Source organism: Streptomyces sp. NPDC051136, from assembly GCF_044455745.1.
In the GTDB taxonomy this organism is placed as follows: Bacteria; Actinomycetota; Actinomycetes; order Streptomycetales; family Streptomycetaceae; genus Streptomyces.
On sequence record NZ_JBITFE010000007.1, the window covers coordinates 248,880 to 273,590 of the forward strand.

Annotated in this window: 24 protein-coding genes; 11 read left to right on the top strand and 13 right to left on the bottom strand. The window is 74.0% G+C overall.

Annotated elements, in window-relative coordinates; genetic code table 11:
* Positions 1 to 98 precede the first annotated feature (98 nt).
* From ACIBCJ_RS21685 to ACIBCJ_RS21695, 3 genes are read right to left on the bottom strand one after another with little or no spacing between them, the layout of a single operon-like run.
* Entirely contained in the window at positions 99 to 884 is a 786-nt protein-coding gene (locus tag ACIBCJ_RS21685; RefSeq protein ID WP_362101445.1) for an ABC transporter permease, read from the bottom strand.
* Positions 881 to 1,900 (bottom strand): ATP-binding cassette domain-containing protein, encoded by a 1,020-nt coding sequence (locus ACIBCJ_RS21690; protein WP_365980737.1) that lies wholly within the window; start codon positions 1,898 to 1,900, stop codon positions 881 to 883. The genes ACIBCJ_RS21685 and ACIBCJ_RS21690 overlap by 4 nt, the downstream gene beginning before the upstream one ends.
* 12 nt (positions 1,901 to 1,912) lie before the next feature.
* Positions 1,913 to 2,578 carry a DUF4097 family beta strand repeat-containing protein gene (locus tag ACIBCJ_RS21695; RefSeq protein WP_365980736.1) on the bottom strand — a complete coding sequence of 222 codons (666 nt, stop codon included), beginning with the start codon at positions 2,576 to 2,578 and terminating at the stop codon, positions 1,913 to 1,915.
* Between the two features lie 225 nt (positions 2,579 to 2,803).
* Here ACIBCJ_RS21695 and ACIBCJ_RS21700 point away from each other — a divergent pair, with 225 nt between their 5' ends.
* Entirely contained in the window at positions 2,804 to 3,553 is a 750-nt protein-coding gene (locus tag ACIBCJ_RS21700) for a helix-turn-helix domain-containing protein (RefSeq protein ID WP_362101436.1), read from the top strand.
* Between the two features lie 151 nt (positions 3,554 to 3,704).
* Here the strand turns inward: ACIBCJ_RS21700 and ACIBCJ_RS21705 are convergent, their stop codons facing one another.
* Positions 3,705 to 5,114, bottom strand: a complete 1,410-nt coding sequence (locus ACIBCJ_RS21705) for a maleylpyruvate isomerase N-terminal domain-containing protein (RefSeq protein WP_365980735.1) — start codon at positions 5,112 to 5,114, stop codon at positions 3,705 to 3,707.
* Complete coding sequence (locus tag ACIBCJ_RS21710; protein ID WP_362101430.1) at positions 5,111 to 5,704, bottom strand: sigma-70 family RNA polymerase sigma factor; 594 nt, start codon at positions 5,702 to 5,704, stop codon at positions 5,111 to 5,113. Before ACIBCJ_RS21710 ends, ACIBCJ_RS21705 begins: the two co-directional genes overlap by 4 nt.
* A gap of 319 nt (positions 5,705 to 6,023) precedes the next feature.
* Here ACIBCJ_RS21710 and ACIBCJ_RS21715 point away from each other — a divergent pair, with 319 nt between their 5' ends.
* From ACIBCJ_RS21715 to ACIBCJ_RS21725, 3 genes are all read left to right on the top strand, one after another.
* On the top strand, positions 6,024 to 6,404 hold the full coding sequence (locus ACIBCJ_RS21715) for an STAS domain-containing protein (protein ID WP_362101875.1): 381 nt from the start codon (positions 6,024 to 6,026) through the stop codon (positions 6,402 to 6,404).
* Positions 6,405 to 6,532: 128 nt separating this feature from the next.
* A complete protein-coding gene (locus ACIBCJ_RS21720; RefSeq protein ID WP_362502439.1) occupies positions 6,533 to 7,045 on the top strand; it encodes an EF-hand domain-containing protein in 513 nt (170 codons plus the stop codon).
* A 486-nt stretch (positions 7,046 to 7,531) separates the two neighbouring features.
* Positions 7,532 to 8,008 carry an ATP-binding protein gene (locus ACIBCJ_RS21725; protein ID WP_362101872.1) on the top strand — a complete coding sequence of 159 codons (477 nt, stop codon included), beginning with the start codon at positions 7,532 to 7,534 and terminating at the stop codon, positions 8,006 to 8,008.
* Between the two features lie 298 nt (positions 8,009 to 8,306).
* Here ACIBCJ_RS21725 and ACIBCJ_RS21730 read toward each other — a convergent pair whose 3' ends face one another.
* Positions 8,307 to 9,428: a helix-turn-helix domain-containing protein gene (locus tag ACIBCJ_RS21730; RefSeq protein ID WP_365980733.1), complete on the bottom strand. Its 1,122-nt coding sequence runs from the start codon at positions 9,426 to 9,428 to the stop codon at positions 8,307 to 8,309.
* 71 nt (positions 9,429 to 9,499) lie between these two features.
* Between ACIBCJ_RS21730 and ACIBCJ_RS21735 the strand changes: the two genes are divergently transcribed.
* Both ACIBCJ_RS21735 and ACIBCJ_RS21740 read left to right on the top strand, forming a co-directional pair.
* Positions 9,500 to 10,810, top strand: coding sequence for an MFS transporter (locus tag ACIBCJ_RS21735; RefSeq protein WP_362101421.1), 1,311 nt, complete (start codon positions 9,500 to 9,502; stop codon positions 10,808 to 10,810).
* A 20-nt stretch (positions 10,811 to 10,830) separates the two neighbouring features.
* Positions 10,831 to 11,715 (top strand): hypothetical protein, encoded by an 885-nt coding sequence (locus ACIBCJ_RS21740; RefSeq protein ID WP_365980731.1) that lies wholly within the window; start codon positions 10,831 to 10,833, stop codon positions 11,713 to 11,715.
* Between the two features lie 45 nt (positions 11,716 to 11,760).
* Here the strand turns inward: ACIBCJ_RS21740 and ACIBCJ_RS21745 are convergent, their stop codons facing one another.
* On the bottom strand, positions 11,761 to 12,966 hold the full coding sequence (locus ACIBCJ_RS21745; RefSeq protein WP_365980730.1) for an NAD(P)/FAD-dependent oxidoreductase: 1,206 nt from the start codon (positions 12,964 to 12,966) through the stop codon (positions 11,761 to 11,763).
* Positions 12,967 to 13,066: 100 nt separating this feature from the next.
* Between ACIBCJ_RS21745 and ACIBCJ_RS21750 the strand changes: the two genes are divergently transcribed.
* Positions 13,067 to 13,684 carry a GNAT family protein gene (locus tag ACIBCJ_RS21750; RefSeq protein WP_362502455.1) on the top strand — a complete coding sequence of 206 codons (618 nt, stop codon included), beginning with the start codon at positions 13,067 to 13,069 and terminating at the stop codon, positions 13,682 to 13,684.
* 7 nt (positions 13,685 to 13,691) lie between these two features.
* Here ACIBCJ_RS21750 and ACIBCJ_RS21755 read toward each other — a convergent pair whose 3' ends face one another.
* The 3 genes from ACIBCJ_RS21755 to ACIBCJ_RS21765 form a co-directional block, all read right to left on the bottom strand.
* Positions 13,692 to 14,360: a pyridoxal 5'-phosphate synthase gene (locus tag ACIBCJ_RS21755; protein WP_365980729.1), complete on the bottom strand. Its 669-nt coding sequence runs from the start codon at positions 14,358 to 14,360 to the stop codon at positions 13,692 to 13,694.
* A 35-nt stretch (positions 14,361 to 14,395) separates the two neighbouring features.
* The gene (locus ACIBCJ_RS21760; protein ID WP_362502460.1) at positions 14,396 to 14,821 is read right to left on the bottom strand and encodes a pyridoxamine 5'-phosphate oxidase family protein; all 426 of its coding nucleotides are present in this window, start codon (positions 14,819 to 14,821) and stop codon (positions 14,396 to 14,398) included.
* A gap of 182 nt (positions 14,822 to 15,003) precedes the next feature.
* The gene (locus ACIBCJ_RS21765; protein ID WP_362101406.1) at positions 15,004 to 15,651 is read right to left on the bottom strand and encodes a TetR family transcriptional regulator; all 648 of its coding nucleotides are present in this window, start codon (positions 15,649 to 15,651) and stop codon (positions 15,004 to 15,006) included.
* Between the two features lie 122 nt (positions 15,652 to 15,773).
* On the opposite strand from ACIBCJ_RS21765, the gene ACIBCJ_RS21770 reads away from it, so the two are divergent.
* From ACIBCJ_RS21770 to ACIBCJ_RS21780, 3 genes are all read left to right on the top strand, one after another.
* Positions 15,774 to 16,553, top strand: coding sequence for a VOC family protein (locus ACIBCJ_RS21770; protein WP_365980728.1), 780 nt, complete (start codon positions 15,774 to 15,776; stop codon positions 16,551 to 16,553).
* Positions 16,554 to 16,766: 213 nt separating this feature from the next.
* The gene (locus tag ACIBCJ_RS21775; RefSeq protein ID WP_362502466.1) at positions 16,767 to 19,157 is read left to right on the top strand and encodes a PQQ-binding-like beta-propeller repeat protein; all 2,391 of its coding nucleotides are present in this window, start codon (positions 16,767 to 16,769) and stop codon (positions 19,155 to 19,157) included.
* A 124-nt stretch (positions 19,158 to 19,281) separates the two neighbouring features.
* Positions 19,282 to 19,833 carry a hypothetical protein gene (locus ACIBCJ_RS21780; RefSeq protein ID WP_362502469.1) on the top strand — a complete coding sequence of 184 codons (552 nt, stop codon included), beginning with the start codon at positions 19,282 to 19,284 and terminating at the stop codon, positions 19,831 to 19,833.
* 75 nt (positions 19,834 to 19,908) lie between these two features.
* On the opposite strand, the gene ACIBCJ_RS21785 is transcribed toward ACIBCJ_RS21780, so the two are convergent.
* The 3 genes from ACIBCJ_RS21785 to ACIBCJ_RS21795 form a co-directional block, all read right to left on the bottom strand.
* Entirely contained in the window at positions 19,909 to 20,103 is a 195-nt protein-coding gene (locus tag ACIBCJ_RS21785) for a hypothetical protein (protein WP_362097457.1), read from the bottom strand.
* A 200-nt stretch (positions 20,104 to 20,303) separates the two neighbouring features.
* Positions 20,304 to 23,279, bottom strand: coding sequence for a BTAD domain-containing putative transcriptional regulator (locus tag ACIBCJ_RS21790; RefSeq protein WP_365980727.1), 2,976 nt, complete (start codon positions 23,277 to 23,279; stop codon positions 20,304 to 20,306).
* Positions 23,280 to 23,372: 93 nt separating this feature from the next.
* On the bottom strand, positions 23,373 to 23,786 hold the full coding sequence (locus tag ACIBCJ_RS21795; RefSeq protein ID WP_362502475.1) for a nitroreductase family deazaflavin-dependent oxidoreductase: 414 nt from the start codon (positions 23,784 to 23,786) through the stop codon (positions 23,373 to 23,375).
* A gap of 94 nt (positions 23,787 to 23,880) precedes the next feature.
* On the opposite strand from ACIBCJ_RS21795, the gene ACIBCJ_RS21800 reads away from it, so the two are divergent.
* Positions 23,881 to 24,711, top strand: coding sequence for an endonuclease/exonuclease/phosphatase family protein (locus ACIBCJ_RS21800; RefSeq protein ID WP_362097464.1), 831 nt, complete (start codon positions 23,881 to 23,883; stop codon positions 24,709 to 24,711).

The following is a 24,711-nucleotide window of genomic DNA, read 5'->3' on the forward strand; positions in this document are numbered from 1 at the left end:
GAGCCGTACGGTCGCCTTCGTCCGGATCGCACGTCTTCGCCCGGGACCCGTCCGACGGGTTCCGGGCGAAGACGTGGGGGCCTCGGTGGTCACCGCGGTCACTTCGGGTCGCTGTTGAACTTCGAGGTCGACCAGAGGTAGCCGAGCACGGTCAGGGCGAGGCACCAGCCGACGGCGAGCCAGCCGTTGTGCCCGATCTCCGTGCCGAGGAGCAGGCCGCGCAGGGTCTCGATGGCGGGCGTGAAGGGCTGGTACTCGGCGACCGGCTGGAACCAGCCCGGCATCGCGTCGACGGGGACGAAGGCGCTGGAGATCAGCGGGAGGAAGATCAGCGGCATCGCGTTGTTGCTGGCCGCCTCTGCGCTCGGGCTGCTCAGGCCCATGCCGACCGCGATCCAGGTCAGCGCCAGCGTGAAGAGCACCAGGAGCCCGAAGGCCGCCAGCCACTCCAGGGCGCCGGCGTCCGCGGAACGGAAGCCGATGGCCACGCCGACGGCGCCGACGAGGACCACGCTCATGACCGACTGCACCACGCTGCCGACGACGTGTCCGACGAGGACGGATCCGCGGTGGATGGCCATGGTCCGGAAGCGGGCGATGATGCCTTCGGTCATGTCGTTGGAGACGGAGACCGCGGTGCCGATCGTGGTGGAGCCGATGGTCATCAGGAGCAGGCCGGGCACGAGGTAGGCGACATAGGCGGACCGGTCGCCGCCGCCGATGCCGGCGCTCATCGTGTCGCCGAAGACGTAGACGAAGAGCAGCATCAGCATGACCGGCGTGAGCAGCAGGTTCAGGGTGAGGGACGGGTAGCGCCGGGCGTGCAGGAGGTTGCGGCGCAGCATCGTGGACGAGTCGCGCACGGCGAGGGAGAGGGTGCTCATCGGACGGTCTCCTTCATCGGGTCGGCCGGGTCGGCCGGGTCGGCCGGGTCGGCCGGGTCGGCCGGGTCGGCAGGATCGGTCTGGGCGGGGAGGGCGGTGGTGGCGGTGAGGGCGAAGAAGACGTCGTCCAGGTCGGGGGTGTGCACGGTCAGTTCGTCGGCTTCGACGCCCGCGCGGTCCAGACGGTCGAGGACGGTGCGCAGCGCGCGCTGGCTGCCGTCGCTGGGGACCTGGAGGGTGAGGGAGTCGTCGTGCCGGGCGCCGGTGGGCAGGGCGGTGGCGGCGTCGCGGTAGGCGGTGGGGTCGGTGAAGCGGAGCCGGACGTGTCCGCCGGGGACGAGGCGTTTGAGTTCGTCGGCGGTGCCTTCGGCGACGATCCGTCCGCCGTCGAGTACGGCGATGCGGTCGGCGAGTTCGTCGGCTTCCTCCAGGTACTGGGTGGTGAGGAAGACGGTGACGCCGCCGGTGACGAGCTCGCGGATGATCTGCCACATGGAGTGGCGGGAGCGGGGGTCGAGGCCGGTGGTGGGTTCGTCGAGGAAGATGATCCTGGGGTCGCCGACCAGGGTCATGGCGATGTCGAGGCGGCGTTGCATGCCGCCGGAGTAGGTGGAGGCGGGCTTCTTGGCGGCCTCGGTGAGGTCGAAGCGTTCCAGCAGTTCGGCGGCGACCCGCCGTCCTTCGGCGCGGGGCAGGTGGTGCAGGTCCGCCATGAGGAGCATGTTCTCCTCGCCGGTGATCAGGCCGTCCACGGCGGAGAACTGGCCGGTGACCCCGATCGCGGCCCGCACGGCCTGCGGAGCGGTGGCCAGGTCGTGCCCGCCGACGCGGACGGTGCCCGCGTCGGCGGTGACGAGCGTGGAGAGGATCTTGACGGCGGTGGTCTTGCCGGCGCCGTTCGGGCCGAGCAGGGAGAAGATCGTTCCTTCGGGTACGGCCAGGTCGACACCGTCGAGGACGGTCTTGTCGCCGTAGGACTTGTGCAGTCCGTTCGCCGCGATGGCCAGTTCTGTCATGGCTGTTGCTCCTCAGAGGCTGCGGGCGGTGATGTCGCCGTGGTCGGTGGTCGCGTGGATGGTGAGGGCGGGGGTGCCGTCGGTGTTGCGCAGCGCGTTGTGGACGCGGCCGAAGCCGGTGCCGGAGTCCAGGGCGGCACTGACGCCGGTGGCGGCGCCGACCGAGATGTCGCCGGACCGGGTGCGCAGCACGACCTCGCCGCCGACGGCCTCGGTGATCCGGATGTCGCCCTTCTCGGTGCGGATCTCGGCCGGGCCGCCCAGGCGGCCGATCGTGATGTCGCCGGCGCTGGTCGTGAGGCGGACGCTCGCGGCCTCGTCGAGCTTGACCGGGCCCTGGGCGCCCTCGTAGCCGACGTCGCCGAGCCGTCCGACGCCCCGGAACTCGGCGGCGGCCGTCCTGGCCTCGACGCGGGAGCCGGCCGGCAGCCGCAGCGTCACCTCCACGGACCCGGCGGAGCCGATGAACTGGTTCTTCGCCGGGGCCTCGATCCGCAGGACGCCGTCGGCGAACCCGACCCTGGTCTGCTCGGCCAGCTTCACGTCCCGCCCCTTCGACGCGTCGGCGGGCAGGACCTCGACCGTGGCGTCGGCCCGGTCGGCGGCGATGACCTGGACGCGGCCGGCGGGAACGTCGAGGACGGCGGAGATCGGGGCGGGGGTGTCGAAGGTCTGCATGGTGCCCTCCTGGGCTCGTTCGCTCTTTCTGACACCGGAAACGCTACGTTGCGTTCATGGATTGCTCAAGATAGTTGTTGCCTTGTTTCTTAATAACCGCAGGTCATTTACAGTATTTCGTTGCAACAAGCCGAGAAGTAACGCAACGTCAGGCTCGCGTACATTGCAATGAAGTGGAAGTGAACGCTATGGTCGGACCCACCGAGGAGCGCGAAGGAGATCACCATGCCGGGAGGCAGGCTCAGCCAGCAGGAACGTCAGCAGATCGCACTGGGGCTGGCCGACGGCCTCGCCTACGCGGAGATCGCCCGACGTCTCGACCGGCCCACCTCGACCGTCACGCGCGAGGTGATGCGCAACGGCGGCCCCACCGCCTACCGCGCCGACCTCGCCCACCGGGCCACCGAGCGCCGCTCCCACCGGCGCAGGCAGGCGGCTCCCCGGGGAGCGGAGGCGCCCCCGCCCGTCCACGGGCGGGACACCGAGGCGGTGCGGGAGTTCGAGGAGACGCTGACCACCGTCTTCATGCAGAACGGCACGCCGAAGATGATGGCCCGGGTGATGGCGTGCCTCTGCGTCAGCGACACCGGCAGCCTGACCGCGTCCGAACTCGTCGGGCGCCTCCAGGTCAGCCCGGCGTCCATCTCCAAGGCGGTCGCGTTCCTCGACAGTCAGGGCCTGGTCCGCCGGGAACGCGACGATGCGCGCCGCGAGCGCTACGTCATCGACGACGACGTCTGGTACCAGTCCATGGTCGCCAGCGCCCGCGGGACCCTCCAGGTGGCCGAGACCGCACGCCAGGGCGTGGCCGTCCTGGGCTCCGGCACCCCGGCGGCCGAGCGCCTGGAGAACATCGCCCGCTTCCTCGACTACATCTCCGAGAGCATCATCCGGGCCGCCGACCAGGCCCGCGAGGTCCTCCACACGGCGCCCGCCGCGCCTGCGGACGCCGACACCGACACCGACACCGAGTGAACCCCGGCGCCGACGGCGAATGGACCCCCGGCCGGGCGGGTCCCGTCGCACGACCCGGGCTCCGGACCTGCCAGGGCCCGCGCCACGTCGGCGCCCCCGCCCGCCGGGGCCCGCGCCGAGCCGGGGCCCGCACCGCGTGCGGGACCGGCCCCTACATCCGGCTCAGGCAGGCCGCCGCGAACAGGACGTCCCTGATCGCCTCACGGTCGCCCACCTGACCGGCCGCCGCCTCGGCCGGAGGCACGTGACCCGCCGCCAGCCGGCAGAACTCCACGCCGTCCAGGGCGACGTGGGCCACCTCGTGGTCGGCGGATCCCACCGCGCCGGGCGAGTCCAGCGGGATGAGCCACTCGCCGCCGCCCGAGCCCTCGATCTCCAGCCGCAGGCTGCGTCCCGGCTCACCCGCGGTCACCAGGTGCGGGCGGTCGCCGGGCGCGGCCAGACCGGCCCGGCGACGGGCCGCGAGGGCTCCGGGCAGCAACCGGGCCGCGAGGTCGATCATGCCGTTGAGATGACGCCCGGACGGCGGCTCGTACGGGTAGTCCACCGCGTCGGCGATGTCCTCCGCGTGCACCCAGCACTCGAACGCCCGGTCCAGCATGGCGTCCCGCAGCGGCAGCTCGAAGTCGCCGTACGAGACCGGCATCCCGCCCGCGTCACCGGTGAACGCCACCGTCCGGACGATGCCGTGACTCTGCTCACGCCAGGGCGCCCGCACCGCGCGGGTGGGCGGGTAGTGGGAGGCCCGCCAGTACGCCTCCGTGCGGGCGGCCGGTGCCCCGGTCGGGGCGGCGATGTCCCCGAGGGGGTCGTCGAGGCCCAGGGCGCTCGCCACGGTCCCGTCGACCGACAGCAGGTGCGCGATGACCCCCGCGACGGTGGTGCGGCGGCTCGCGGCGCCGTCCTCTTCGTACCAGCGCAGCCGGACCGGGGCGTGCCACTCGGCGTCCCCGAAGTCCTGGAGCAGCGCGTCCAGGCGCGCGGTCTCGGCGTCGTAGGGAGCGGCCCAGTCGGGCACCGGGATGCGGGGCGGGCGCCGCTCCAGGCAGCCGTCCAGGACGCGGGTGCGCAGCGCGGGGTCCAGATCGAGGCTCTCCGGCCGCTGGAGCAGCGTGACCGCCTCGCGCAGGCGCAGCGCCTCGTCGGCGCAGGCGTCGCACTCCCCGAGGTGCTCCTCGACGGCGGCCGCCTCCTGCGCCGAGCAGGCGGCCAGTGCCCACGCCCCGAGCAGCGACGTCAGCACGTGGTGCTCCAGCGCGGCCGGCGCCACCTCGGGCAGCGCTCGCCCACCGTCCTCGACGGGGGCCCGGGGCAGCGGTATGCGCGCGCCGCCGCCCTTCCCGTGGCCGTCAGGGCGGACAGGGCCCTCGGTCCCGGGACGCTCGGGAGTGCCGTGGCTCCCATGACCCCCGTCGTCCCCGACGCCCCGGTCGTTCTGGATGGACCCGCCGTTCCCGCCGTTCCCGTCGTACGCGCCGTTCCCGTCGTACGCGCCGTTCCCGTCGTACGTGCCGGTCTCGTCGTACTCGTCGCTCGCGCCGTCCCCGTCGTACGCCGTCATGCCGCACCCCCGTATCCGGGCGGTGCCCCGGGCGGTCGCGCCGCGGTGCCGGCGTCGCGGGCCGTGGCCAGGAGCTGGAGGCCGAGACGCAGCCGGCGGCGGGCCTCGTCCTCCGTGACGCCGAGGTCGGCGGCGGTCTGGCGGTAGTCGCGGCGCTGGAAGTAGGCCAGCTCCAGGGCGGCGCGCAGCGGAGCCGGCATGGACTGGACGATGTAGTCGGCGCGGGCGGCGACCGAGGCGCGGCGCACCTTGGTCTCCAGCTCCTCCGCGGTGCCGGGGCCGCCCCGGACGAGGGCCGCCGTCTCGGTGGCACGCAGCCGCTGGACGGCGAACCGGTGGGTGAGCGCGGCGACCCAGGTGCGCAGCGGGCCCTGCCGGGGGTCGTAGGCGTCGGGGTGCTCCCAGACGTGCGCGAAGACGTCGCGCGTGATGCGGTCGGCGGCCCGCTCGTCGTCGAGCACCCGGTGTGCCAGGCCGTGCACCAGCGAGGCGAACCGGTCGTACAGCTCACCCAGGGCGGCTGCCTCGCCGCGTGCGAGCCGCTGCTGCATCTTGCGGTCCCAGCGCAGCGGCACGTCCCTCTTCGCCATGCGGTCCCTCCACCCCCTCTTCGGACCCAGCCTGCGGCCACCCCGTCCCCGAATGTAGTCGGCACGTCCGACCGCGCACGCCCCTTTGTGGCAATGTGCGCCCCCGGTCGACCGGAGGTGATATGCGCCTCCACTACCCTCTAGCGTGGGACTGGAATCGATCGAATGGGATCGAAAGCGTCTGGAACAAGCCTTTTCTGATCGGGCTCCGTTTCCATCACGGCGTTTGCGGGCACGGCCGCTGGGCAGGCGCGCGGCCAAGAAGCGTAAGTAGGGCTTCCGGTTCGGCCGAAGCCGTGCGTTCCGACGAATGAAGGGCATGGTGGTGACGCTCAACGTGACCGGCGGCGAGCAGGGCCCGTGGGCCGTGCTCCAGGTGTCGGGCGAACTGGACCTGGTGACGTCACCGGTGCTGCGGCAGCGCGTGCACGACGAGGTGGCGGAGGGGCGGCACAGCCTCGTCCTGGACCTCTCCGAGGTCCTCTTCTGCGATTCCAGCGGGGTCGGCGTCCTCATCGCCTCCCGGCGGCTCATCCGCTCCTGCCAGGGCAGGCTGCGCCTGATACTGCCCGCCCAGGGCGCCGTCGACGGCTCCCACGTCAACCGCGTCCTCGGTGCGCTCGGCGTGCGCCGGCTCTTCGACTGCCACCCCGACCTCGCCTCGGCGACCGGGGACGAGCCGCGCCCCCTGTCCGCGTGACCGGTGCCGCGGCACCGGCACGGCACGCCGCGGCCCATCGCGGCAAGTCCCGTCCGCGACGGCGTCAGGCGACGTACGCTCCGGGCGGAACGTACCCGAACACCGACGTGAGGCGGCCGGAGAGAACCATGGTCAACAGCGAGTACGAGCGCAGGATTGCCGCGCGGTTCACCACCTTCGACCAGGACGGCAACGGCCACATCGACCGTTCCGACTTCAGCGGGGCGGCCAAGGCCCTGCTCGCCGAGTTCGGCGTCGCCGCCCGCTCCGAGAAGGGCCAGGCCCTGTACGGCGGCGCGGAGGCCCTCTGGCAGGGGCTGGCCGGCATCGCCGACCGGGACGGCGACCAGCGCATCACCCGTGAGGAGTTCGTCACGGGGGCGGTCAAGCGGCTGCGGGACAAGCCGGACCGGTTCGCCGAGATCGCCCGCCCCTTCCTGCACGCCGCCCTGGACGTCGCCGACGCCGACGGTGACGGAACGGCCACCGTCGCGGACACCGCGCGGGCGCTGACCGCGTTCGGCGTGCCCGGGGAGCTCGCCCGGTCGGCCGCCGAGGCGCTCGACACGGACGGCGACGGCAAGGTGGGGGAGTCGGAGATCGTGCCGGCCTTCGCCCGCTACTTCACCGTCCCGGAGTAGCCCCCGCTCGGGCGCCGCATGTCGCGGATCGTGGCAGAGCGGCGTCACGGAGCGTTGATACCGGGTGGTGTCCGCGGCGTGAGCCGTCACGGCCCGGAGTCGGTGCCACGCTCCGGTACCTTGTGGGGGATGCGAGTGGTCCTGAGCGTCAGCCGTACCGGAGTTGCCCCTGGGGCGGCCCCGGAACCGGCGGTGTGCGCCTTGCCCCGCAGGGTGGAACGGCCGTCGGCCGCCGCCTGTTCGACTTCCCGGAACGTGCGTCGCACAGTATGCCGCACACGTACTCCTTCGCGCTGGAATATGCCCGAAGCGCTTGTTGACGTGACTGTCCGTCAACCATGCTGTGCCACAAGGGATTCACGTTCGGTGATCCTCGTCCCGGTCGTTGTTCTGGCCATGCTGGAAATGGCCATGATCGTGGCCCTCATGAGGCGCGAGCCTTTGTGTCCGCCGGTTCGGATGGTGTGAGCGGTGCAGGTGCTTCAAGTGCAGCTGGAGGTCCGTCCAGACCCCTCGGAAGTGGGTCGCGCCCGGCGCTGGGCGCGGTCACGACTCGCCGGGTCGGGGATACGTGCCGATGAACCACTCGCCGAGACGCTGGTCCTGCTCGTCTCGGAACTCGTCACCAACGCCGTGGTGCACACCGGGCGTTCGGCGGTCCTGCGGCTGGTGCTGCCGGGCCCGGTGACCGAGGAGACGAAGGAGGCCGTCGTCCGCCTGGAGGTGGAGGACGCCAGCGACCGGGCCCCCGTGCCCCGTTGTGCGGGCGGCGAGGCGACGGGCGGCCGGGGACTGGCCCTCGTGGACGGTCTCGCCGACCGCTGGGGCTGGAGCCGGGAGGGCACCGGCAAGCGCATCTGGTGCGAGCTGGACCGCTCCTCCGGCGGCGAGGGCACCGCACCCGACTGCGGGAGCGGCGGCGGCGCGGTGGCGTACGAGGGCTTCGCGTACGAGGTCGTGTAGCCGTGCGCCGGGGTGTGCTTCCGTGCGCGTCCCCGGCCGAGCGGGCCGCACGGGAGGAAACCCCGCCCGCCGGTTGACGGATCGTGACCATGTCCTCACGCTGGTAGCCACGATTCGCCGCGAGGGGACGACGAGGGCTCGGTGACGGAGCCCTCGACGAGCGTGGGTCGTGTCGGCGGCGGTTCCCTCGGGGGTGACGGGAGCCGGGCGGGAGCGCCGGAGTCGGGTGGCGGCGCGCGATGCCGTGCTCGGGGCGGACAGCGCCGCGCCGCCGGCCGACGAGTTCGGGAGGGACCGCTCATTCTCCACAGGCTGTGGACAGTTCCGCGCGGAAGGTCCGCCGGTACGCGGTCGGTGTGACCCCGAGCGCCGCCTGCAGGTGCTGCCGCATCGACTGCGCCGTGCCGAACCCGGCGTCCTGGGCGACCTGGTCGACCGAGAGTGTCGTGGACTCCAGCAGGTGCCGGGCCCGTTCGACGCGCTGCCGGGTGAGCCACTGACCCGGACTGACACCGACCTCCTCGCGGAAGCGGCGGGTGAAGGTGCGGACCGACATCGACTCCCGCGCCGCCATGTCCCGCAGCTGGATCGGCTCGTGCAGACGGCCGAGCGCCCAGGCCCGGGCGCCCGTCGTGGACGACTGCTGCGGATCGGGCACCGGCCGCTCGATGTACTGCGCCTGGCCGCCGTCCCGGTGGGGCGGTACCACGGTGCGGCGGGCCACCTCGTTGGCGACGGCGGTGCCGTGGTCCCGGCGCACGAGGTGCACGCACAGGTCGATCCCGGCGGCGACTCCGGCCGAGGTGAGCACGTCGCCGTCGTCGACGAACAGCACGTCGGCGTCCACCCGCACCTTCGGGAACAGCCGCTGGAAGTGCTCGGCCGAGGCCCAGTGCGTGGTCGCCGGGCGGCCGTCGAGGTACCCGGCGGCGGCCAGCACGTAACCGCCCGTGCAGATCGCCACCAGCCGGGTGCCGGGCCGCACGAAGGACAGCGCGGCGGCCAGCTCCGCGGTCAGCACGCCCTCCTCGTGCACCGGGCCCAGCTCGTAGGAGGCGGGGACCACGACCGTGTCGGCGGTGGCCAGCGCCTCGGGGCCGTTGCCGACCAGGATGTCGAAGTCGGCGTCCGTGGCGACCGGGCCCGGCGGCCGGACCGAGCAGGTCACGACCTCGTACAGCGGACGCCTGCGCTCGTCGCGGGCGAGGCCGAAGATGCGCTGTGCGATGCCCAGTTCGAAGGGGAGCAGACCGTCGAGGGCGAGGACGGCGACGCGGTGCGGCCGGTCGGGGGTGCCGGTGGTCCCGTAGGGAGCGGGGACAGGTGCGGCGGTGGAGGCGGCGGCGGGGGCGGGGGCCGCGCTGGAGGAGGCGGTGGGGACGGGGGCTGCGGTGGAGGAGGCGGCGCGGGCGGAGGGCATGGCCCGATCCTAGCGAACCGTGTCCTTCGGGCCACTCGTCCGGACGGGGCGCGCTGCCGAAACTCGTTGACGTGACCGAGACAACCGACGCCCTCGCAGTCCCGCAGGCCCCGCAGGAGCCCTCCCGCCGCCGTCGGCGTGTGCACCGCGCCTGGTGGGTCGCCGCCGTCACCTTCGTGACGATCATCGGCGCCGCCGCCTTCCGCTCCCTGCCCGGCATCCTCATCGACCCGCTCCACACGGAGTTCGGCTGGTCGCGCGGCACGATCGGCGCCGCCGTCTCCGTCAACCTGGCCCTGTACGGGCTGACCGCCCCCTTCGCCGCCGCGCTGATGGACCGCTTCGGCATCCGGCGGGTCGTCGCCGTCGCGCTGATGGTGATCTCGCTCGGCTCGGGCCTGACGGTGTGGATGGACTCCGCCTGGCAGCTCATCCTGTGCTGGGGCCTGCTGGTCGGCCTCGGCTCCGGCTCGATGGCCCTGGCCTTCGCCGCCACCGTCACCAACCGCTGGTTCACCGAGCGGCGCGGCCTGGTCACCGGCGTGCTCACCGCCGCCTCCGCCTCCGGGCAGCTGATCTTCCTGCCGCTGCTGTCCTGGATCGTCGAGACGTACGACTGGCGCCCGGCGGCCGTCACCGTCGCCCTCGCCGCCCTGGCCGTCGTCCCCTTCGTCTGGCTCCTCCTGCACGACCACCCGGCCGACCTCGGCCAGAAGCCGTACGGCGCCGAGGCGTTCGTGCCCAAGCCCGCCCCCGTGCCCGGCGCCGCCCGGCGCGCCGTGACGGTCCTGTTCTCCGCCGTCCGCACCGGCCCGTTCTGGCTGCTGGCCGGCACCTTCGCGATCTGCGGCGCCTCGACCAACGGCCTGATCCAGACCCACTTCGTGCCCGCCGCCCACGACCACGGCATGCCGATCACCGCCGCGGCCTCGCTGCTCGCCGTCATCGGCGTCTTCGACGTGGTCGGCACGATCGCCTCCGGCTGGTTCACCGACCGCTTCGAACCGCGCCGCCTGCTCGCGGTGTACTACGCCCTGCGCGGCGTCTCCCTGCTCTTCCTGCCCATGCTGCTCGCGCCGAGCGTCCACCCGCCGATGGTCTTCTTCATCGTCTTCTACGGCCTCGACTGGGTCGCCACCGTCCCGCCCACCCTCGCCCTGTGCCGCGAGCAGTACGGCGAGGACAGCGCGATCGTCTTCGGCTGGGTGCTCGCCTCCCACCAGGTGGGCGCCGCCCTCGTCGCCTTCCTCGGCGGCCTGGCCCGCGACCGCTTCGGCTCGTACGACGTGGTGTGGATCGCCTCCGGGGCGCTGTGCGCGGCGGCGGCCCTGATGGCCCTGGTGATCCGGCGGCGGCCGGCACCGGTGGTGAGGGCCGTGTGAGCTGGTCGTAGGGTGCGGACATGGGGTGGGGAGCACGGCCGGAGGCCGAGATCGTGCGCGGGACAGGGGCGGGCGAATGGAGCCGCGCGGCAGCCCTGTGCGCGGGGCAGCTGCCGGTGCTCTGGCTGGCCTGGTGGTTCGTGACGGTGGCCGGGACGGACGACTACGGCTACGGCGGGGGCGGTTATCTCGGCATCATCTGCGTTCCGGTGGTCCTGCCGTTGCTCGGGCTTGCCCACGCCACCGTGCAGATCATGCCCGCCGTGGCACTCTCCCGGCTCGTGCCGCACCGGCTGCGGGTGCCCGAGTGGGCCTGGCGCCTGGTGGGCTCCGCGGCCGTCGGCGCCTGCTGGTTCGCGCTGGGGAACGCGGTCTGGGGCTGGTCGCTCGCTGTCCTCCCGTGGTTCGCCGGGGCCGGAGTCCTGCCGGTGCTGGGCCTGGCGGCCCTGCGCCGACGCAAGTGGGGGGTGTGGCGGAGCTGGCTGCTGTCGGCCGTCGCCGGCTTCCTCCTGTTCGTCATCGTCGTGCCGATCGGGGAGGTACTCGTCGACGACTACGAACCCCCTCGGCTGTCCGCGGCGCGGGTCGCCGGGGACTGGCACGGGGGGCACGGCAGCGTGCTGCGGCTGGATCCGGGCGGAGAGGCCCGGCTGACCCGCCTGCCGGTCCAGGCGGGCGACGCCGAGGAGGGCGACCTCTCCCTGTGCGACGGGTCCGGCACGTGGACGTTCGAGCGGGACGACGAGTTCATGGACACCGACCGCGACGGCGTCCTCCTGCACATCGACGGCGCGTGCGGCGGGCGGACGTACTGGACCATCGGCGGCACCGAGCAGGACCCCGAGCTCTTCGTCCGCTTCGGCGACCCCGACGGCGGCGACCTGCGCATCCTCACCCGGGACTAGCCGTCCCGTACGGGCCGGGGGCCGGCCGTGCCGCCGGGGTCGGGGTCAGCCCGGCAGGCGGGAGACCCGTCCCGCCTCCCGCTTCGACACCGACGCGGCGATGCGCCCGGCGTCGATCGCCAGCTCGCGGAGCATCCCGCTGATCGGGTTGGTGAACCCGGTGAAGTACAGGCCGGGCGCGCCGGCCGGGGTGCGGCCCCCGTGGGCGACCGGACGGCCGGTGCCGTCGAGGACGCCGAGGTGCCCGACCAGCCCCTCCAGGCCCCGCCGGTACCCCGTGGCCGCGATCACCGCGTCCGGGGCGACGCGGGTGCCGTCGGCGAGGACTGCCTTGCCGTCCTCGAAGGCGTCGACGGCGGCCACCACCTCCACCCGGCCCGAGCGGACCGCGTCGATCAGACCGACGTCCTGCACCGGGATCGCGCCCTGGGCGGCCCGGGTCAGCAGGCCCGCCTCCGGGCGGGGCAGCCCGTGGGCCGACAGGTCGGGCGTGCTGATCCTGGCCAGCGGACGGGCGAGCCGGTCGGCGAGCGCGGTCGGCAGGCGGCGGACCAGGACGCCGTTGTACTGGGCGGCCCACCCCGCGGTCGAGCGCCGGACGATGTGCGGCGCGGTGCGCACCGAGAGCCGGACCCGCGCGGCCCCGCCCTCCACCAGGTCCACGGCGATCTCGGCGCCGGTGTTGCCCACGCCGACCACCAGGACGTCCCGGCCGGCGTACGGGGCCGGGGAGCGGTACTCGGCGGCGTGCCGGAACTCGCCGGTGTACGTGTCCCGGCCGGGCCAGTCCGGCAGGCGCGGGGTGTGGTTGTAGCCGGTGGCGACCACCACCGCGGAGCCGGTCAGCTCCCGGCCCCCGGAGGCGTGCAGCAGCCAGCCGGCGCCGTCGGGCGCCCGCTCGACGCGGAAGACCTCCACCCCGGTGACGATCTCCAGCTGGTGGTACTCGGCGTACTTCTCCAGGTACCGGACCACGTCGTCCCGGGCCACCCAGCGCCCGAAGCGGCGCGGCATCGGCAGGCCGGGCAGCGCAGACAGGCGACGGGTGGTGTGCAGCCGCAGCCGGTCGTAGTGCCGCCGCCAGGAGGAGCCGACGTGCTCGGCCCGTTCCAGGACCACGGCCCGCAGCCCGCGGGCGCGCAGCGCCTGGGCGACGGCGAGACCGCCGGGGCCTGCGCCTATGACGTACACGGGGCGGCCCGCGGGGTGGGCGGGCTGCTGCGGTTCAGCGGACGCTGTGGAGTCGGCCATGCGGCGAGCGTAATCGCGCTCTGGGTTGATGGGTCTCGGTCAAGACCGGAATCGGTTGCGGATCGGTCACGCCTGGGGGCCGTTGGGCTTGAATGGCCGGATGGCCCACACACGCAGGTACACCCTCGACCCCTCCCTCGTCCCCTCCGAACCCCGCGGGGGCGGCCTGAGCCTGAGGGCCTGGGACGCCACCTCCGACGAGGACGCCCAGACGTGGCTGGTCGGTTGTCTAGACCCGGACTTCCAGCGCTGGAACACTCCGCTCAAGCCGTGGACCGACCTCGCCGGTGCCAGGGAGTCGCTGCGGGCCCGGGCGCGGGACGCGGCGGACGGCAGGTCGGCCTCGTTCCGGATCACGGACGACGAGAGCGGCGCGGCCCTGGGGCACGTCGGCGTCAACGAGATCAGCCTGCCGATGAAGACGGCCCGGGTCGGCTACTGGGTGCTCCCCGAGGCCCGGGGCCGGGGCGTCGCGACCCGGGCCCTGCTGCTCGCCACCCGCTGGGCCTGTGCCGAACTCGGCCTGCACCGCCTGGAACTGGGGCACGCGGTGGGGCACGAGGTCTCCTGCCGGGTCGCCGAGCGCAGCGGCTACCGCGCCGAGGGGATCCTGCGCGGGGCCATGTTCGAGGCCGGGCGGCACGACGCCTTCCGGGACGTGCACCTGCACGCGCGGCTGGCGACGGACGAGGAGCCGGCGCCGCCCGGCGCGCGCTGAGCGCGGTTCACGGCCACAGCAGCCGCCGGTCCCAGCCGTCGTCCCCGGTGCGCCGGTAGACCAGCCGTACGTGGCGCCGGCGGGCCTCGCCCTGGAAGAACTCCACCTCGTCGGGGCGCAGCCGGTACAGCGTCCAGGACGGGGCCGGCGCGTCCGGTTCCCGCCCGGCCCGTTCCCAGGCCGCCTCGGAGGCGCGGGCCAGCTCGTCCGTCGAGCCCAGCTCCGCGCTCTGCCGTCCGGTGAGCGCGGCGGCCAGGGCGCCGGTCGAGCGCGCGTGCAGGTCGGCCCGCGCCTCCTCGGCCGGAGCGGCGGCCACCGGGCCGCGCAGCCGCACCTGGCGGCCCAGCACCGGCCAGTAGAAGACGAGCGCGGCGTACGGGCGGGCGCCGAGGTGGCGGCCCTTGCGGCTGCCTGCGTGGGTGGCGAAGGCCCAGCCGTCCCCGTCCGCGCCGTGCAGCATGACGACGCGCGCGTCCGGCAGGCCCTCGGCGTCCGACGTCGCCAGCGACATCGTGTGCGGCTCGCGCTCGCCGGCCCCGGCCGCCTCGGTGAACCACCGGGTGAACAGCTCCAGCGGGTCGCCGGGCGCACCGGCCGGGTCGAGGGGCGGCAGTGCGGTGACCGCGGGGTCCCACACCCGCAGCGACCTCAGCAGCTCGTGAAGATCGGTTCCCATCCCCCGATTGTCGTGCCCTCAGGGACGCCCGGGGCTCATACGGAGCCGAGGTCGGTGGAGACCCAGCGTTCGGGCCGCATCCGGAGGATGACCTGCTCGCCGTGGTTCTCCCAGGCGAAGGCGACGTAACCGTCGACCTTCTCGGCCGGGAGGTAGCGCGCGGACATCTCCCGCAGGGCCTCCTCGGTCGCGGCGGCCGTCTCGACGACCGGTCCCTCCACCGACACGTAGCGGATGGTGGGCTCCAGCCGGTCGACCATCAGGGAGAACCGGCCCGCCCTGCCGATCAGCTCGTTCTTGCGGCTGTTCAGGCCCGTCATGATCCACACATCGCCGCCGGGCTCGTACTGGTACCAGATCGGCACGGTCAGCGGGGCGCGGCCCGCTCCCGCGTCGACGGCGAGCGCGGCGATGTGCGGCTCGGCCAGGAACGTCTCACGCTCTTCGCGGGTCAGGGCCATGTCGGTCTCCTCCAGCGGGTGCGGAAGCGGATGTCGCTGTGGGGCACAACACCGGCCGGACAGAAGGCTGTTCCCCGGGCGGGCGGCGACGGCGCGCTGGAGGCGCGGTGGGCCGGGAGCGGCGGACGGTGACGCGGCCGGGATGACAGGGTGCCGCGCGACGGGCCGCTGATTGCGTGGTGTTACTTCGTGGGCTTCTTTCCGGTCATGCCGAGATACGTCAACAGGGCGAGATGCGGCTTGAGTTCCGCCTGTTTCACGCCCCACGAGGAGAACCCCTTCTGGTGCGAGGCGGCGGCCGCGAGCATGACGACCAGAGACCCGGCGATCGCCGCGGGGTTCACGTCCTTGTCGACCTTGCCCTTTGCCTGGAGATCGGCGACGGAATCCGTGAGGGAGGAATTCACCGAATTCAGGATCTTCATGCGGATTTTGGCGAAGCGCTTGTCGCCCTCCGCCGCACCGAGATCCACGACGCGCAGAATGGCGTCGTTCTTCCGCCAGAACTCCAGGAATCCGTCGACGAGTTCCTGTGCCGTCTGCCAGCCGGCCTTGCCGACCCACGAGCGGCCCGCCGTCAGTTCGGCCAGCGAGGAACTCTCGGCGGCCATGCGGTCGGCGATCTCCAGGACGGCACCCTCGACGTCCGGGAAGTACTGGTAGAAGGTCGCGGGCGACGTGCCCGCCCGGCGGGCGACATCGATGACTTTGACATCGCGATAGGGGGAGGAGCTGAGCATTTCGCTGAGGCAGTCGAGCAGTTTCTGCCGGGTCGCCTGCCCACGTCGACCGGCCACGCGGCCGTCGACGGTACGCACTTGTCCTGTCATGCCGTCAGCTTACCGACGGGTGATCGGAGCGCTATTCGGCCGACTGCAAATGGGGTGCGGGCGCGAAGAGAGGCTGGTGTGCCTGCTCTGCGCGGTGCTCTCGGCGCGGTTACTTTGGCGGCATGGCCGAAAACGGGGCATTCGAGAACAGCGCGTCAAACGGTCCGGCCGCCCGCCGGGAGGGCGTCCCCTGCTGGGTGGACGCACAGCTCTCCGACGTGGCGGCGGGCAGGCGTTTCTACGGCGAGCTGTTCGGCTGGACCTTCCGGACCGCGGACGGGGACGCGGACGCGGGGGAGGGACCCGCGGCGGAGTCGGTGCGGGCGTGCCTGGACGGCGAGCCGGTCGCCGCGCTGGTCCGCAAGACGGACGGCCGAATGCCCACCGTGTGGTCCGTGTACTTCCACACCCCGGACGCCGTCGCCCTGGCCGCGCGCGTCCGGGCGGGCGGCGGCCGGCTCGTCACGCCGCCCCACCGGGTCGGCGACCTGGGCGCCGCCGCCCTCGCCGCCGACCCCGACGGTGCGGTCTTCGGGCTCTGGCAGCCGGGCCGCCTCACCGGCTTCGGACGCCGCCGCGAGCCGGGCACCTTCGCCTGGGCCGAGCTGTACACGCGGGACACGGAGGCCGCCAACGCCTTCTACGGCGACCTGTTCCACGACGCCCTCTTCGCCGAGGACGCCTCCCCGGACTTCGGCCGGGCCCGGGTCTCCGACGTCTTCCCCGCCGAGATGCCGCCGCACTTCCTCGTCCACTTCCTGGTCGAGGACCTGACCGCCGGGCTCGCCGCGGTGACACGGCTCGGCGGGCGGGTGCGGGTGCCGGCCTTCGAGGCGTCGTACGGGCGGGTGGCCGTGGTCTCCGACGGGCAGGGAGCGTCGTTCGCGCTGCTGGAGCGCTGAACTAGGCCGCTGAACGGGGCCGGGGAAGGGCCGCGCGCGAGACCCTTTGCCCGTAATCAGGTAAGACACCCCGATTGTCGCCAGGTTCGCCACCAGCGCTTCGGACAGGAAGAATCGGGGTGCGTGGCGCCACACGGGTGCGGTGGTGAGACGCTGCACTTCGGTCGCGTACATATGTGGGTGGCGCGGCTCGTACGGGGAGGTGGCAGGCAAGTGGTGGATCAGCTGACGCAGCACGATCCGCGGCGGATCGGGCCGTTCGAGGTGCTGGGGCGGCTCGGCGCCGGCGGCATGGGGCTGGTCTATCTCGCGCGCTCGGCGTCCGGGCGGCGCGTGGCGATCAAGACGGTGCGCACGGAGCTGGCGGAGGACCAGCTGTTCCGCGTCCGCTTCACCCGCGAGGTGGAGGCGGCCCGCGCGGTCTCCGGCTTCTACACCGCCGCCGTGGTCGACGCCGACCCGCGCGCCGCGGTGCCGTGGCTGGCCACGGCCTACGTGCCCGCGCCCTCCCTCGAGGAGATAGTGAACGAGTGCGGGCCGCTGCCGGCCCAGGCGGTGCGCTGGCTGGCCGCGGGCGTCGCGGAGGCGCTCCAGTCCATCCACGGCGCGGGCCTGGTCCACCGCGACCTGAAGCCCTCCAACGTCCTCGTCGTCGAGGACGGCCCGCGCGTGATCGACTTCGGCATCGCGTCCGGCGTCTCCAACACCCGGCTGACCATGACGAACGTCGCCGTCGGCACCCCGGCCTACATGTCCCCGGAGCAGGCGAAGGACTCCCGCAGCGTCACCGGCGCCAGCGACGTGTTCTCGCTCGGTTCGATGCTGGTCTTCGCCGCCACCGGGCACCCGCCCTTCCACGGCGCCAACCCGGTCGAGACGGTCTTCATGCTGCTGCGCGAGGGCCCCGACCTGGAGGGGCTGCCCGACGAGCTGCGCCCGCTCATCGAGTCCTGCATGCAGATGGAGGCCACCGGCCGGCCCAACCCCGCCGACCTCCAGGCCCAGCTCGCCCCGCACCTGTTCGGCTCCGGCTCCGACGACAGCGGTACGGCGTCGGCCTGGCTGCCCGAGCGGGCCGTGAGCCTGATCGAGGGCCGCCGGGGCGGCCGCCCCGCGGTCAAGCCCGCCACCACGGCGGGCGGCCGGGTACCGGGCCCGTCCGGTGCCCGCGGACCCGGCCACGCGCCCCCGCTGCCGCCCCCGCCCGCGCACGACCCCGTCGTACCGGCGCGGCCCGCGCACGGCCCGGCGGTGCCCGCCCCCGACGGCGGGCCGGTCCGGCTGCCCGGTGCCGCGGTGCCCATCGGCCCGGGACCGCGCGTCGCCGACATGCGCGCCGCCGTCGTCGCCGCGCCCCCTCCGGAGTCCGCCCTCGCCGCGTCCTGGTCCCGCCCGCGCCCGGGCGTCAACGGCGCCGACCCCGCCGTACCGGCCCCGACGTCCGCGCCGGTGTCCGCCCCGGAGGCGTCGCCGGCCGGCTGGCGCCCCTGGCGGTTCCGGATGTCCAACGACGTCTGGGGCACGCCCCGGGTCGCCGACGAGCTGGTCTACGTCACCTCCTTCGAGGTGCACGCCCTGGACGTGGGCACCGGGCGCCGCCGCTTCAAGACCAGGGACGTCGCCTGGTCGATGGCGGTCGCGGACGACCGTGTGCACGCCTCCGACGGACCCACCCTCTTCGCCCTGGACGCCCGCGAGGGCGCCGACCTGTGGCGCGTCCAGACCGACGCCTGGGTGTACTCGCTCCGGGCCGAGCGCGGCACCGTCCTCACCGCCACCCGCGGCGGCGGCGTCCAGGCCTGGGAGGCCTCGGGCGGGCAGAAGCTGTGGGAGATCACCGGCGCCCAGACCGACTTCGAGTCCCCCGAGGCGGGCGCCGCGCTGCACGACGGCACGGCGTACGTGTGGCAGGACGCCCGCCTGCGCGCCCTGGACGCCCGCACCGGCGACGAGAGATGGTCGTACCCGATCGGCGACGCGGCCTCCTGCGGCGGCGTCCCGGTCCGCCTCACCCAGGCACCCGACGGCTACGTGTACGTCGCGGCCGGCACCCGGGTCCTCGCCCTGGAGGCCGCCTCGGGCCACGTCCGCTGGCACTTCGAGGCCCCCGCGGTCTTCCTCGCCCCGCCCACCTTCGTACCGGGCCCCGCGGTGACCGGTGGCGGGGTCTACCTCGCCGACTACCTCGGCACCGTCTACGCCCTGGACGCCACCGACGGCCGTGACCGCTGGCGCATCGCGACCGAGGCCCGCTCCTCGACCGATCCGGTGCTGGTCGTCGCCGGCCACGTCCACGTGGGCAGCGGCAAGGGCCTCTACACGCTGGACGCGGTCACCGGCACCCCCAAGTGGCGCTTTCAGGCGGGCGGCGACATCGTGGGCGCGCCCGCGGTCGCCGAGGGCCGCATCCACTTCGGCTCGACCGACCACCTGCTCTACACGCTGAAGGCCGACGACGGCCGCCTGCGCTGGAAGCTCGCCACCGGCGGCGAGATCACCGGGTCCCCGGTGGTCCGCGACGGCATCGTGTACGCGTGCAGCAAGGACCGCTGCGTCTACGCCCTGGACGCGGAGAAGGGCACGGGGACGGCCCGCACGACGTGAGGACGGTGGTACGTCCGCGGCCCCCGCGTCGCGCGGACGGCCGTACCGCCGCGGTCCGTACGGCGTGGAGGGCCGTGCCCGGCTGGTGACGTGTCCGTGACATCCACGCCCTAGCGTGATCGTCATGACGACACGGGGGCGAGCACTCAGGTACACGGCGATCTCGGCACTGGTGGTCCTCAGCCTGACCGGCTTCTCGACCGGCCGCCACGGCCACGGTCACGGAGGCGACGGGGGCGGTTGCAGCAGCTCCGGCCAGGACCACGACAGTTCGTCGTCCACATCGGGCGGCGGCGCCTACAAGGACGACGACGACACCTACGGCAGCGGCGGCAGCGGCTACCACGACCACGACGACGACACCTACGGCGACGACACCGGCAGCGGGGACGGCGGCAGCACCGACGCCGTCGAGGCCGCCGCCTTGTCGCTGGTCGCCTGCGCCGAGGAGGGCCAGCCGTACGCCACCGTCGAGGTCACCAACCCGAACGCCGTGGAGTACACGTTCCCCGTCACGGTCCTCTTCAAGGACGCGGACGGCACGACCCTCACCGAGGGCAGCGAGGAGGTCACCGTCCCCGCGGACGGTGTCACCCCGGTCCGCGTCCCCTACGACGGCTCCGCCGTGCCGGACCACTGCGAACTGGACCACACGGTGACGGAGCCGGTCTCCTGAATCCCCCCGCGCACACGTCGGCCGCGGCGGCTCCCCTCCGCGCCGCCGCGGCCGATCCCCGTGCCGGAAGAAGGTCTACTTGCCGCCGCCGTCCAGGCCCAGGGCCGGAGGTGCGGGAGCGTGGTTCTCCAGCGTCGTGATCTGCTCCTCGGCCGGGGGCTGGGGAGCGTGGTTCTCCAGGAGCCTGGCCTCGCCACCGCCGACGGGCGGCGCCGGAGCGTGGTTCTCCATGGTGACGACCTCGGCCGGCTTCTTCTCGGTCTCGCTCATGCTGCTCCCCTGGAACTCGTGGAGTACGGCTACCGATCGCCCCTGTCCGGCGACTCCCCCGAGTATCGCCGGACAGAGGCTCCGCGCGGCCTCCCGGGTGGGCGGCCGCGGTGACCCGCCTGCCCCCCGACGCGACGGATCCGGGTAAGAGCATGGCCCGCGGCCATAAACGTTCGATGAACGCCCGTGCCGCCGCCCCGTCACGCGGCGTCGACGGGTGAGCCGAGCAGGCGGCGCACCTCCGACACCTCGGGGGCGTCGGCGCGTTCCAGCAGCGTCAGGGCCTCCAGCCAGCAGGCGCGCGCCCGGTCGCTCTGCCCGAGGGCGCCGAGGCTGCGCCCCAGGGTGTTCAGGATGCTGCCCCGGATGAGGTCGCCGCCGATGAAGCCGATCGCCAGGGCCTGTTCCGCGTGCTGGGCCGCCGCCGCGGGACGGTTCGCGGCCAGGTGCAGCTGCGCGATGCGGAAGTGCGCGGTGCCCTCCCACAGCCGCTGGCGGTTGCTGCCGAACATCACCAGGGCGTCCTGCATCTGCCGCAGGCCCTCGGCGTGCCGGTCCGCCCGCAGCAGCGCCACCCCGAGCGCGTAACGGGCGTTCGCCAGGCGCAGCGTGAGGCCGAGCTGCCGGAAGATCTCCACACCCTGCTGCGCCAGCGCGATCGCGCTGCGGGTCCGGTTCATGCGTTCGTGCAGCCGCGAGAGGTTGCACAGGGCGCTCGCCTCGCCGGGACGGTTGTCGTCCGCGCGGTAGCCGTCCCGGGCGGTCGTCAGCAGCTCCTCCGCCTCCTCGTACCGGCCCTGGCTCAGGGCGATGATGCCCCGGTCGGTGGCGGCCCAGCCGATGGGCGTGGAGTCCGCCGCCTCGGTGGCCAGCTCGATGGCGATCCGCGCCTCGTCGTCCGCCCGCGCGTACTGGCCGGCCGCCAGGCACACGTTGGACAGGGCGGTCCTGGCCCGGCTCTCCGCCCGGATGTCGGCGCCGGCCCTGGCGGCGTCGCGCAGCGCCGTCGCGGCCGTCTCGTACTGCCTGGCGTTGGCCCCGGACTCGGCCAGGTCCTTGGTCGCCCACAGCAGGTCGACGGCCCGGCGCAGAGCGCTGCCCGTCACCTGCTGCTGGGCGCAGGCCAGCAGGTTCTGCGCCTCCGTGTAGAGCCAGTCCAGGGCGTCACCCCGGTCCTCGAAGACCAGGCCCGTGTAGGAGGTGGGCTCCAGGTGCTCGACCGTCCGGTCGCCCGGCCGCTCGATCGCGTACACCCCCGCCGCCGTGGCCAGGTAGAAGTCCAGCAGCCGCGACAGCGCCGCCGTCCGCTCGCTCGGCGGGTCCTCGTCCCGCTGCGCGCAGGCACGCGCGTAGAGGCGGACCAGGTCGTGGAAGCGGTAGCGGCCCGGCGCCGCCGATTCGAGCAGCGAGGTGTCCACCAGGGACTCCAGGAGGTCCTCCGTGTCCTCCACCGGGAGGTCGAGGACCGCCGCCGCGGCCGCCAGCGAGATGTCCGGGCCGTCCGCGAGGCCCAGCAGCCGGAAGGCGCGGGCCTGGGCCGTCTCCAGCTGGCCGTAGCCCAGCTCGAAGGTGGCCTCGACCGCGAGGTCCCCGGCCTGCAACTCGTCCAGCCGGCGCCGCTCGTCCGCCAGTTTGGCCGCGAGGACGGAGACGGTCCAGGTGCGGCGGGCCGCCAGCCGGGACGCGGCGATGCGGATCGCCAGCGGCAGGAATCCGCACGCACCGACCACGTCCAGGGCCGCCTCCCGCTCCGAGGCGACCCGCTCCTCGCCGACGATCCTCGTGAAGAGGGCCAGCGCCTCCTCGGGCGACATCACGTCCAGGTCGACCAGGTGCGCCCCGGCGAGGCCCACCATCCGCACCCGCGCCGTCACCAGCGCGGCGCAGCCCTCCGTGCCGGGCAGCAGGGGCCGCACCTGGGCGGCGTCGCGGGCGTTGTCCAGCAGGACGAGGACCCGGCGGCCGTCCAGGACGGAGCGGTACAGGGCGGCGCGCTCCTCCAGGGAGTCGGGGATCGCCGCATCGGCGGTGCCCAGGGCGCGCAGGAAGGAGCCCAGCACCGTCTCCGGCTCCGCGGGCCGCGCGCCGGCGCCCTGGAGGTCGACGTACAGCTGTCCGTCGGGGAAGGCGGCCCGCGCCTGGTGGGCGACGTGCACCGCGAGGGTCGTCTTGCCGACGCCGCCGATCCCGGCGAGCGCCGAGACCGCCATCACGCGGCCCGTCGCCGGGTCCCCGGACGCCGAGGACAACACGTCGCTCAGCTCGCGGACGAAGGACGCGCGGCCGGTGAAGTCGGGAACCGTGGCCGGGAGTTGCGCCGGGCGCACCAAGGGGGTCGCCGCCGCCGCGGCCGGGGCAGAGGGCTCGGCCAGGCCGGGGTCGGCCCGCAGGATGCGCTGTTGCAGGTCCCGGAGGCCGGGCCGCGGGTCGACGCCCAGCTCGTCGGCGAGCAGGCGGCGCGTGTCCGCGTAGACGGCCAGGGCCTCCGCCTGGCGGCCGCTGCGGTACAGCGCCAGCATCAGCAGCTCGCGCAGGCGTTCGCGCATTGGGTGGACCGCCGTGAGCGCCGTCAGCTCCGAGACCGCCTCCGCGTGGCAGCCCTGGTCGAGGTCCATGTCGAGCCGCGTCTCCAGCAGTTGGAGCCGCCACTCGTCCAGCCGGACGCGCTGCGTGCGGGCGTACGGACCCGGCACGCCGGCCAGTACTTCGCCGTCCCACAGGGCCAGCGCGCGGCGCAGCAGCTCACGGGCGTGGCCCAGGTCGCCGGAGCTCCGCGCCTTCTCGGCCCCGGCCGCCAGGTCCTGGGCCCGCGCCAGGTCCAACGCCCCCTCGGCCAGGCCCCGTACGGCGTACCCGCCCGACTCGCTGGCCAGCACCCCCGGGTCGAGCACCTTCCGCAGCCGGGACGCGTACGTCCGCACCGCCGCCAGCGCCTGCGGGGGCGGCTCCTCGCCCCACAGGGCGTCGATCAGCTCGGCCGCGGTGGCGGTACGGCCCTCGCGCAGCAACAGGGCGGCCAGCAGCGCCCGCTGCTGGGGCGAGCCGGTGGCCAGCGGCTCCTCGCCCCGCCAGGCGCGCACCGGTCCGAGCACGCCGAAGCGGAGCGCGGCCGACCCGTCCGGTTCCGCCGGGAATCCGGGACGCCGCTGCTCCGGAACCCGCGGTACACCGTCCATGCCGTCCCCCTAGACATCCTGAGCAACCAGGTCAGTTTGCCTTGTTCATGCCGACCACGTCAGCCGTGGGAGACGCCGATCACAGCTTCTCCATCAGCTTCGTTCCCCCGGCCCCTCCAACTCCACCCGCACCGTGAGCAGTCCCGTCCGGGCGCCCATCGCCCGTACCGCCAGGCTGTTGTAGCGGGGGAGGCGGCGCAGCCGGGCGAGCGGGTCGTCGTCGGGCAGGAGGTGGGCCGTCCCCGGGTACCAGCGGCCCCGCAGCCGGACCCGGACGCGGGGATCGGCCCGGATGTTGCGGACGTACTGGGACCGCTCGCCGAACTCCGACACCAGCCAGAAGGAGTCGCCGGTGCGGCGCCCGCCCACCGGGGTCCGGCGGGGGAGGCCGGAGACCCGGCCGGTGGTCTCCAGCAGGGTCTGGCCGGGCAGCCGGCGCACGACCGCGTTGAGCCGGCGCTGGAAGGCCGTCACGGCCCGGTACTTCTTCTCGGCGTTGGAAGACATCGTCCGTTCACGCTCCCGTCTCGTGTGGCTCCATGTTCCCCGGAAAACCTCAAGGGGACGGTGTGGACGGGTCGGAGAGACGGGTGGTGCGGGCGTGCGGGTCGTGACCTGGAACCTGTGGTGGAGGTTCGGCCCGTGGGCCGACCGGCGTGAGGCGATCCTCGCCGTGCTGCGGGAGCTGAAGCCGGACGCCGTCGGGCTCCAGGAGGTGTGGGCCGTCGACGGAGGCGAGAACCTCGCCGAGTCGCTCGCCCGTGACCTGGGCCTGCACTGCGCCTGGTGGCCCTCGCCCGCGCCCGAGCGGTGGCAGCGGCGGATCGGGGACCACGCGGTGGGCGTCGGCACCGCGGTGCTCAGCCGCTGGCCCGTCGTGGAGCGGGCGGTGCTGAGGCTGCCCGCCCCCGCGGAACTGGACGACGGGCGGCTGGCGGCGTACGCCCGGCTGGACGCGCCCGGGCGCCAGGTCCCCTTCTTCACCGTCCATCTGACCTCGGGCGGTCACGCCCGTGCGGTGCGCCGCGAACAGGCCGCCGCCCTCGCCGGGTTCGTCGACCGGCACCGGCACGGCACCGCCCACCCGGCCGTCGTCACCGGCGACTTCAACGCCCGCCCCGAGTCGCCGGAGGTCCGCCTGCTGCGGGCCGCGGGACTGCGCGACGCCTGGGCGCTGGCCGACCCGGACGAGCCCTCCGGCACCTGGGACACCGCGAACCCGTACGTGGACCACGCGGACGGCGAGCCGAGCGTACGGATCGACTACGTCCGCGTGGGCCCGCCGGGACCCGGCGGACTCGGCCGGGTCCTCGCGGTGCGGCGGGCCGGTGCCGGTCCCGTCGACGGAGTCTGGCCCTCCGACCACGCGGCGGTCGTCGCGGACCTGGCCGACACCGGCGCGGCCACCGCACCGGAGACACCGGATCGGTGA

Excerpts from the sequence above, each read along its gene's own strand:
- ACIBCJ_RS21685 (WP_362101445.1), bottom strand. The coding sequence starts at position 884 with ATGAGCACCCTCTCCCTCGCCGTGCGCGACTCGTCCACGATGCTGCGC.
- ACIBCJ_RS21690 (WP_365980737.1), bottom strand. The coding sequence starts at position 1,900 with ATGACAGAACTGGCCATCGCGGCGAACGGACTGCACAAGTCCTACGGC.
- ACIBCJ_RS21695 (WP_365980736.1), bottom strand. The coding sequence starts at position 2,578 with ATGCAGACCTTCGACACCCCCGCCCCGATCTCCGCCGTCCTCGACGTT.
- ACIBCJ_RS21700 (WP_362101436.1), top strand. The coding sequence starts at position 2,804 with ATGCCGGGAGGCAGGCTCAGCCAGCAGGAACGTCAGCAGATCGCACTG.
- ACIBCJ_RS21705 (WP_365980735.1), bottom strand. The coding sequence starts at position 5,114 with ATGACGGCGTACGACGGGGACGGCGCGAGCGACGAGTACGACGAGACC.
- ACIBCJ_RS21710 (WP_362101430.1), bottom strand. The coding sequence starts at position 5,704 with ATGGCGAAGAGGGACGTGCCGCTGCGCTGGGACCGCAAGATGCAGCAG.
- ACIBCJ_RS21715 (WP_362101875.1), top strand. The coding sequence starts at position 6,024 with ATGGTGGTGACGCTCAACGTGACCGGCGGCGAGCAGGGCCCGTGGGCC.
- ACIBCJ_RS21720 (WP_362502439.1), top strand. The coding sequence starts at position 6,533 with ATGGTCAACAGCGAGTACGAGCGCAGGATTGCCGCGCGGTTCACCACC.
- ACIBCJ_RS21730 (WP_365980733.1), bottom strand. The coding sequence starts at position 9,428 with ATGCCCTCCGCCCGCGCCGCCTCCTCCACCGCAGCCCCCGTCCCCACC.
- ACIBCJ_RS21740 (WP_365980731.1), top strand. The coding sequence starts at position 10,831 with ATGGGGTGGGGAGCACGGCCGGAGGCCGAGATCGTGCGCGGGACAGGG.
- ACIBCJ_RS21745 (WP_365980730.1), bottom strand. The coding sequence starts at position 12,966 with ATGGCCGACTCCACAGCGTCCGCTGAACCGCAGCAGCCCGCCCACCCC.
- ACIBCJ_RS21750 (WP_362502455.1), top strand. The coding sequence starts at position 13,067 with ATGGCCCACACACGCAGGTACACCCTCGACCCCTCCCTCGTCCCCTCC.
- ACIBCJ_RS21755 (WP_365980729.1), bottom strand. The coding sequence starts at position 14,360 with ATGGGAACCGATCTTCACGAGCTGCTGAGGTCGCTGCGGGTGTGGGAC.
- ACIBCJ_RS21760 (WP_362502460.1), bottom strand. The coding sequence starts at position 14,821 with ATGGCCCTGACCCGCGAAGAGCGTGAGACGTTCCTGGCCGAGCCGCAC.
- ACIBCJ_RS21765 (WP_362101406.1), bottom strand. The coding sequence starts at position 15,651 with ATGACAGGACAAGTGCGTACCGTCGACGGCCGCGTGGCCGGTCGACGT.
- ACIBCJ_RS21770 (WP_365980728.1), top strand. The coding sequence starts at position 15,774 with ATGGCCGAAAACGGGGCATTCGAGAACAGCGCGTCAAACGGTCCGGCC.
- ACIBCJ_RS21780 (WP_362502469.1), top strand. The coding sequence starts at position 19,282 with ATGACGACACGGGGGCGAGCACTCAGGTACACGGCGATCTCGGCACTG.
- ACIBCJ_RS21785 (WP_362097457.1), bottom strand. The coding sequence starts at position 20,103 with ATGAGCGAGACCGAGAAGAAGCCGGCCGAGGTCGTCACCATGGAGAAC.
- ACIBCJ_RS21790 (WP_365980727.1), bottom strand. The coding sequence starts at position 23,279 with ATGGACGGTGTACCGCGGGTTCCGGAGCAGCGGCGTCCCGGATTCCCG.
- ACIBCJ_RS21795 (WP_362502475.1), bottom strand. The coding sequence starts at position 23,786 with ATGTCTTCCAACGCCGAGAAGAAGTACCGGGCCGTGACGGCCTTCCAG.